Below are 8,226 nucleotides of genomic sequence, written 5' to 3'. Positions count from 1 at the left end.
GACCGCTGTATTTGAGTACATCGAAATATGGTACAACCGGAAACGATTACACTCCTTTTTGGGATACAAAACTCCTTACGAAGTAGAACAAGAATTTTATCAATTTAATAATGTAGCATAGGTCTTAAAAAAACTGTCCGACTTTTTCTTGCAAGTCCAGCATAATAAATGAAAAATAGAACTTAATTTAGCAGCTAAGCTGTCCTAACAAATGGGGGTACTTCACTAGCCCACTGGCACAAAGATGTAGAGGAATCAGGATTTAAGAGCTTCCAAATGATAGCCAATAGTATTACTTTGAATTACCGCTCGGTACTCAACTATTTTTTAAACAGAAGTACAAATGCTTCAGCTGAATCCTTTAATGCCAAAGTAAAGGCTTTTAGATCACAATTTAGAGGAGTGAGGAATACCGAATACTTCTTATATCGCTTGTTTAAATTATATTCTTAAAATCGGAAAAACCAAGATTTTAGACTTGATCCATAATAAATCGGCTCACAAATAAATCCCCTAAAAAACGCGAAAACCACGCAATTCCTAAGATTTGCGTGGTTTTGTAGTCTATTGTCTTCTTTAAAAGTGACCTCGGCAGGATTGACCGATGTCTGTGAAGCCCTATAAATACTAGCATCTATTTTTCATGTTGACGATCTGTGAACTTTAAAATTGAATTCATTTGATTCGTCTTGGTAAAGATAGCAAACTATTAAAGAATTTGAAATAGATATGTATAATCAAAAACTAGCAACATAGTCACTCAACTTAATGTCATGTTTTTTTGCAAGTCGAATAATACTCCCAATGAGATTTTTGAACTAAACTCTGCGTAATTTATTATTTTTAAATTAAACCAAAATTGGCAACAATTGTTGCGTTAGAACCTTGATTTAGACTGAAAAAAATATTGATAATATTATTATTCGGAATTTTAAGACCTAACAATCCTTTTCATAAAAAGACACCTCAATCAAGGTGTTTTTTTATGAATGTTTTCCGATTTATTCTGTCAACTTTTCGTTTCTTAAATATTCAACAAAACATTTCTGCAATCTTTTATAGTTTTCTAAAAGCGAATCAATTTCTTCATCTGCCCACTTGTTTTCCTTAATTGTTCGAATTAATAAGTTTAGGGTATTTAAAAATTCCTTTGTGAATAATCTGACATCAACTTCAATTGAATTAACAACCTCGTTATTTAATACAAAATATAAACAAAAAGAATTGTTTTCAAGAAATTGAACTTTCACACTTGCAGGACCATCCATAAAATCTAATTCTTCTTCAATGGATACTTTTTTTAGAAGTTTTAAAATAGATTCAGACCACCAATTAAAAATAATTACTACAAAGTCATTCCATTCTTTTTCAGGGAATACGTATTCATTATCTCCAAAATAAATATTTCCAAAAATCTTATCCCCAACTTTGTATAAGCTATTTGGCTCAACTGTTATTTTCATTTTATCGGATATGCTGACTCTATTACCTTAGTTACTTTATTTACCCATATTTCAATTACTGTACCATCTTTAGCTTGACCAACTACTTTTATTCTATCCCCTTGAGTTTTTATCTTCTTTGCATTACTATAGGCCGTTTTAATCATGTTTTCAATTTGTTTTGAACTTAAATTAGAAGCAAAAAGTGTTTTTATAGAGGATGCCCTAGCACCGCCCGCTAAATGACCACTTAAAATATGCTCCATATTGATTGTTAAACTCTTTAAACCAGGTAATCCAATAGATTTTATTTTACTTAATCTAAATACTATACCTGGCCCCCCCATACCTATGTATTCAAAAGGGGAACTATAGGTAGGTTGGTTGTATGAGAAGGCAACCACCAGTTCTAATTGTGGTCTTTCTATATCCTCGGCTCTTTGCGGAGAAGTTTTGCCAGTTTCCAAGGTCGCCAGTTTATCCAATACTTCAGCAGACCTAATAATTTCTTCCCAATATACTTCATTGGCTTTCTTTTCAGCGATATCACTTAAATCTGCTGTCACTAAGACATCATCAAAAACTGTTATACTATTCTCATCATTATCTCTATAATCATCATAAATACTATCATCAGGACAGACAATTCTATTTCCATTGGCATCTACACAATAGCCCCCATCTGGATCAAAAGAGACCACAGGATTGTTTCCCATAGCTACATACGGAGACATAAATTGCTCATATGGATCAGTTGTAACAAATCTACCTAAAGTAGCATCGTAATGCCTTAGTTCAAATTCATACATATCGTAATCTAAACTTTCGCTTAGCTCTTTCCCCCCAAACATGTAATTGTTCGCAAAGTCACTGCCCCGTGTCCCATTGGTATCATTATACCCACGATGTTGCAGTCCAAATGGATAGTAATTATGTTCCTCTACGATCGAGGCATTAGGGCTCGATACGCTTCCCGCATTATCATAGGTCACGCGCGTATTCCCCAAATGATCCTTGTACTGGTAATAATACTTATAACTGCCATTGTCTCGCTCCACATAACCTTCCGGGTGAAAATAAAAATCAAAGCTACCCCCGCGGTACATAAAATTGCCCGCATACAAGGTCTCCGTTTCATTACCGTTATCATTGACCACTTTTTTCAATTTAACACCATTGGCATCATAAAAATACTCAATTTCTTGTGAACTGCTCCCATTAAAGATTATACTCGTGGGAAGGTTTAGGTGGTTATAAGTGATACTGGTGATATCCTTGTTCGTATCACTTATCAGGTTCCCGTTGGCATCATAGCTATACTGTGGACTGTTGGATCCACCTTTAAAACCATAAGCTACATTTCCTTGATCATTGACCCCAATTAAACGGTTGGTCGTCGGACCATTATTGGGAAGTGATTCGTAGCTATACTGAAGATCATCCATCACCCCAAAGGTCTCCGAGGCAAGCTCCCCTTTACGCCACAAATTCGTGATATTACCATTGAGATCATAAGTCACGGGATTACTGTTCGTCCCGAGGTTATACCTACCGGTATTATCCGTAGCATAACGGATCCTGTTCATGCCATCATAATAATAGCGATAGTACTTCTGCGTATTGTCATCACTGTTCTTGGTACGCCAGCGTACTTCACTGATATTCCCATTGAAAAGATCCGTACTGTTCCCATCATGATAATACAATGACATATTGAACAGCTTGCTCGTACTCCCGATATTATTGATACTCTTGAGCCAGCCACGTACGTTGTAATCATACTCCACATCCTGAAGCGCCGTATACCCTTTACGGTTCCCTACCTCTTTCGACTCCAATTGTCCCAATTCATCATAGCTGTTGGCTGCGATCCGTTCTTCATTCCCGCCATTGACCTTTTGGGTATGCAAGGTCACACGACCAAGATCATCATACTCATAAAAATCCTCTACCGTAATGCTTATCGCTCCACTGCCCGTCTTGACATGCGTCGTCTTGGTTTTTTCAACTTCTCCGGTAAAAGAATCCAACAAATGTTCCGTGGTTTCAGTGGTTTCTAAATAAGGGTTATGCTCCTTGCTATAGATCAAACGACCCTTGGCATCATATCCATTGATCACCTCTATCCATTGGTTCGTTTCCAACACACGGCTAAAGCTTCCCGTAGGAAGGCCCTGAACACTACTGCCCCCTTGAACAATCGACTGTCCCTGACTGCTCGATGGTAGACTCATTGAAGGACTGTAATCATAATTGTCGTAATAGTTGATCGTGTAGATACCGTTCATCCCAGTGGGGATACTTTCATTGGTATAATATACTTGAGTACTGGCATAGTTGTTTGCTCCTGAACGTGACACATATTCACCATAGGTCCCATTATCCACAAGATTCTGTAGATACTCCCTATTATTACTCATGTTCTTATATCCCGTATAGGCCACACGACCAAAGGCATCATATTTGGTAAAAAGCCAACGGCCACTATTTTTCAACGCTTCATCACGCGTCATGACCGGTTGGTCCAGATTATTGTACACGATAGACTCCAAACCTTTCCCTGGAATACGCTTCTCGATAAGACGATTACGCTCGTCATAACGGTACTGATAACATAACGCATCTAGGATATCCTGATCTTCAGAGGAAGTCAGACCAGAAGCTGCATCTGCTTTTGGTGGGAGTACATAGGTCAGGTTCCCATATTTATCATACACATAATAGGTGTCATGGTAGACAAGGCTTTCCCCAGAGCCTATCGTCCCATCCATGTTCTTATCCGCAGGTCCATAAGTGCGCTTGAGCAGTACTCGCCCCTGTTTATCCTTAAACTCCTCCGTGGTATGTAAGTTCCCACTGGTCCAGTTCTCATCTTTAATAATAGTTCTATAGAGTTCCCATGGATCATAAGATCCCGAAGACTCCAAACTGGGAACCCCGTTATTTAAAGTTACTCGGTACAGCCGCACCTGCCCACTGGTATTGGTCTGGTAATCCATTTGAATGGTATGATCCCCATTGATTTTCCAAGCATCTCCAGGAGCCCCCTGCGCCAGTACACTATTGAGCGGTGAAGTCTCAAATAACTTCTCACTATAAGGATTCGCCGTACTGTTGTTTGAACCGCTAAAATCAGCACTAAAATGAGATTTATAATAGGTCTTGGTCGCTCCGCTCACATCGCCGCGGTAGGTACCCGCACTACCACTGCCTTCCACATAAGGAAGGTACTGCTTATCCTGACGTCCATAATCATCATAGCCCACATGGGTGATGATATCATTTGTCCCCGCAGACTGCTTGATCCCGATCTGTTGCATCGCACGTCCCAAGCCATCGAAATACGTGATTGATTCCGTGGCTTTGGCCGGGGTTACCTGACTTTGGCTCAAGGAACTACTGTAGGCCTGACGATATGTTCGAGTATAAATGTAATTCTCGTCACTGAAGGTAACATTACCGCCTCCTCCACTGGAAGAGGCCTCTGCAAAAATAATATTGTCGATTGCCATATCACTGGTATAACTCGATCCAGTGAGCCCATTAAATCGGATATAACGCGTCGTACCTCCATAGGATGATAAATCAATCACTGCTTCTTGCCAGCTATTGCCCTGATTCCCCGACTTTGTCCATAGCGATGTCCAACTACTCCCATTGGAGCTGATTTCCACTTTAAGCGTTCCCATACTTGTCCCGTACATATGGTAATTAAAACGAAGCTCATACCCCGGAGGAATGATATAAAAGGGACTACGTAAAATCCCTCGTTTATTGGTATAACCGCTGGCCTCTAAATATACATAATATGATCCCTGAACAGCACTACTGGGACCCGTACTCGATGAATTGGTACTGCCTGAAAGACGCGTCCAATTGATATCATCATCGCTCATCTGTTGCCAATCCCCAAGACCGCTTTCAAAACTCTCATTAGTCAAAGATTCAGGAGAAGAAGAAGGGCAGCCATTATTCGTCCCATAAATATTAGGGCAATCATCATCATTATTCGATACATATCCAGAAGGCGCACTACAGGCAAAAACTCGATTACTAGGATCTCCAAAACCATCATTATCGGTATCCTGATAATAATAGTTCCCATCGTGAATATTGGGATCCGTATCATCACAGTCACTTTGATTGGCTACATAGCCTGTCGGCTGGGTGGAACTCATCACATATACATCCGGGTCTCCATAGCCGTCACGATCGCGATCACGGTTCCAACGATAGGTCGTTCCGCCACCACCGCCACCTGGAGGTGGCTCTACAGGTTCCACACGCATCACCCCTACATTACTTTCGGAAGAGGTGTTTATACTATCCTTTTTACTCTCTTGCCCATAACTAAAGCTTAAGGACATACAGAAGCTGAGGGATAATCCCCATAATAATTTTTTGATACTCATAATACTACTGGATTATTCGCCTTTATAATGATATTTATACTCCTCTAACAACTTGCCATCGTGATCCTTTATAAGCTTCAAACGACCAAATGCATCATACTCGTAACTCGTCGAGCGACCACGGGCATCCTTCATAACGCTTATCCCTATTAAAGGATCATAATCATAAGTCGTGATCATCGTATTCTTAAAAGTACTATTGTTTCGAAGGTTATTGATCGCCGATAGATCCGATTCATTGACATCTTCTAGAGCCCCAAGAACACCAACCAATGCAGTCTTTGTCGTATTCTCGATCTTAGCTATAGGATATTGTCCATGATAACCCCACAAGTAAAAAATATGTGCACCACCTGCCTTAGAGACCTCCAATGGATTTCCATAATCATCATAGGAGTGGTATTCTAAGCGATCTATCTGAGCTCCATCTGCTTTTTCAAATTGAATTACTTCAGGAGCATAAATTCCATTACCCCAATTTTTATAATTTTCACGTTGTTTCGAACTAAAATCATCATTTTCAGAAAATATAATTTCTATGGGAAAGTTAAGCATGTTTTCCGCTACCATATTATTGTATACAGTCTCTGAAGGAAAGTCGGCAGGATACTTATAATTAACTTTTTTGGAATCCCCACTACTAGTTAATTGAATTTCTTCAGAAATATAATTATTCTCATTATACTCATAATCAGAAGAGACTACAAGAGAATCGACCGTATTCAAATTTTGATAATATTCTACCTTCCGTGTATTAAGAAGTTTAACCCTTCCCGTCCGCAAACCATAATTATAAAATCCATGTAAGTTATAATTATTATTAAGTCCTCCTCCGTTTCCAAAACTCTTCGCTAATTGGATCCAATTCCATTTCTGGGAAATCAATGCATTGTTTGAATTAGTGATATCAACCAGATTAAATACTTTTAAATTTCGCTTTACCTCCGCATCCTTAATTATTTGATAATCAAACTCATTACTTTGAATCTTCACCAAGTTTCCTCCGCTATTTTTATAAACTTCCTTTTTTACCATAAGACCATTTCCCCAGTCATTTAAATTGCTCGGAACTATTCTACCTTCATCATTAGGAATACCCGATAGATAAGTCTTATAAGAGCTCTCATTATCATAGGAATAATAATAAACATTCTTTCCAATAGGACTTCCAGAAGATCCTAAACTTTCTTCAACCATATTATACTTTACTCCATTATCTCCTAACGCGCTATTAATAGAATTGCTAAAATTTCTAGAGCGATAAGCAATAAATTTTCGTAATGTATTATTGTTGTAGGAATCCCAAATCGGGACTAAATTATAGGTAGTTGTGGTATAATAAAATCTATTATTAATTGGAAAAGGTATGAAACCTTGTCCATAATTATATGTTTTCGTAATACTTTGGTGCCCATCATTATTAATTATTGACTTAATTCTTAGCCCGCCCCCTAAAGTACTACTTGCACTATAGCGATTACTCTCATAAACGAATTGACTGCTTCCTCCAGTTGGATATATGATTTTTTCTAATGTTTGTGCTTTTGCTTTACCTGAATTAACTGATCGATCCCCAGAAAATGGAGTTACAGTATATGGTATTTTCAAGTTTAAATTTACGCCATTTATATATGTATACTCTCTATCTGTACAGCCATCATTACGACCATTATAATACCCCCAATAATCTACAGCATTACGGTTAGTAATTAAATTCGAATTATACTCAAATTTATAAGTTTCTGGATTTTCAAGATTACCATCAAATACTTTTATAGAATCTAGTCTTATATGATCTGTATAATTATTATTAAACTTGCTTCTATAAAAAACGATTCGTTTAATAAGCTTGCTATCATTATAAATTGAAATATTTTTTATTGAGCGATTACTATCTTCTAGTTCAAAATCTATACTACCATTAGGAAAATTAATTGTTTGAATTGTTTTCTCATTATAAACTATCTGATCAGTATATGGATCTTCACAACTAATATCTGGGGCTATTTGTAAATTTGCCTGATCGCTAGAAGTCTGAGCAGCAACTACTGGATCATCAAAATTTATACTTCCATATTTTGTAAGAGGCACTACAGTATTTACTGGAATCGAAGCATAGTTAAATTCAATATTTCCGCTCCCAATTGATGGCTTTATAGTTTTTATTTTCCAAGAAGAAAAGGCTGTAGTCCCCCCTCCAAAAGAAGTCACGATTTCTGAAGCTCCATTTCCATAGATATATTCGGTTCCCTTGTCATCCTATGTTTGTTGCATGTAGATTTAAGAGAAATAATGATTAGATTTCAATAGAAGAAGGGAAAGCAAAAAAACCGTGCTTTGTCATTGGTCTTATAAGGCTGTTCGAGATGCTG

At 37.8% G+C, this 8,226-nt stretch carries 4 protein-coding genes and 1 pseudogene; 2 read left to right on the top strand and 3 right to left on the bottom strand.

Annotated features, from left to right (window positions below; genetic code table 11):
• Both L1967_RS21850 and L1967_RS21845 read left to right on the top strand, forming a co-directional pair.
• On the top strand, positions 1–121 hold a 121-nt coding region (locus tag L1967_RS21850), incomplete at its 5' end, for an IS3 family transposase (RefSeq protein ID WP_249603031.1).
• 110 nt (positions 122–231) lie between these two features.
• Positions 232–453 (top strand): annotated as a pseudogene (locus L1967_RS21845) (transposase); the annotation flags it as partial.
• A 548-nt stretch (positions 454–1,001) separates the two neighbouring features.
• Here L1967_RS21845 and L1967_RS21840 read toward each other — a convergent pair.
• Genes L1967_RS21840 through L1967_RS22420 form a run of 3 tightly spaced genes read right to left on the bottom strand, consistent with a single transcriptional unit; the run spans position 1,002 to position 8,065 of the window.
• Complete coding sequence (locus tag L1967_RS21840; protein WP_249603615.1) at positions 1,002–1,463, bottom strand: hypothetical protein; 462 nt, start codon at positions 1,461–1,463, stop codon at positions 1,002–1,004.
• A complete protein-coding gene (locus tag L1967_RS21835; RefSeq protein WP_249603614.1) occupies positions 1,460–5,854 on the bottom strand; it encodes a DUF6443 domain-containing protein in 4,395 nt (1,464 codons plus the stop codon). Before L1967_RS21835 ends, L1967_RS21840 begins: the two co-directional genes overlap by 4 nt.
• A gap of 12 nt (positions 5,855–5,866) precedes the next feature.
• Entirely contained in the window at positions 5,867–8,065 is a 2,199-nt protein-coding gene (locus tag L1967_RS22420; RefSeq protein ID WP_249603613.1) for an RHS repeat domain-containing protein, read from the bottom strand.
• Between the last annotated feature and the right edge of the window lie 161 nt (positions 8,066–8,226).

This window comes from Zunongwangia pacifica (assembly GCF_023499215.1).
Lineage (GTDB): Bacteria > Bacteroidota > Bacteroidia > Flavobacteriales > Flavobacteriaceae > Zunongwangia > Zunongwangia pacifica.
Note: the sequence above shows the minus strand (reverse complement) of the source record. Positions and strands in the feature narration are given on the sequence as shown.

Excerpts from the sequence above, each read along its gene's own strand:
- L1967_RS21835 (WP_249603614.1), bottom strand. The coding sequence starts at position 5,854 with ATGAGTATCAAAAAATTATTATGGGGATTATCCCTCAGCTTCTGTATG.
- L1967_RS21840 (WP_249603615.1), bottom strand. The coding sequence starts at position 1,463 with ATGAAAATAACAGTTGAGCCAAATAGCTTATACAAAGTTGGGGATAAG.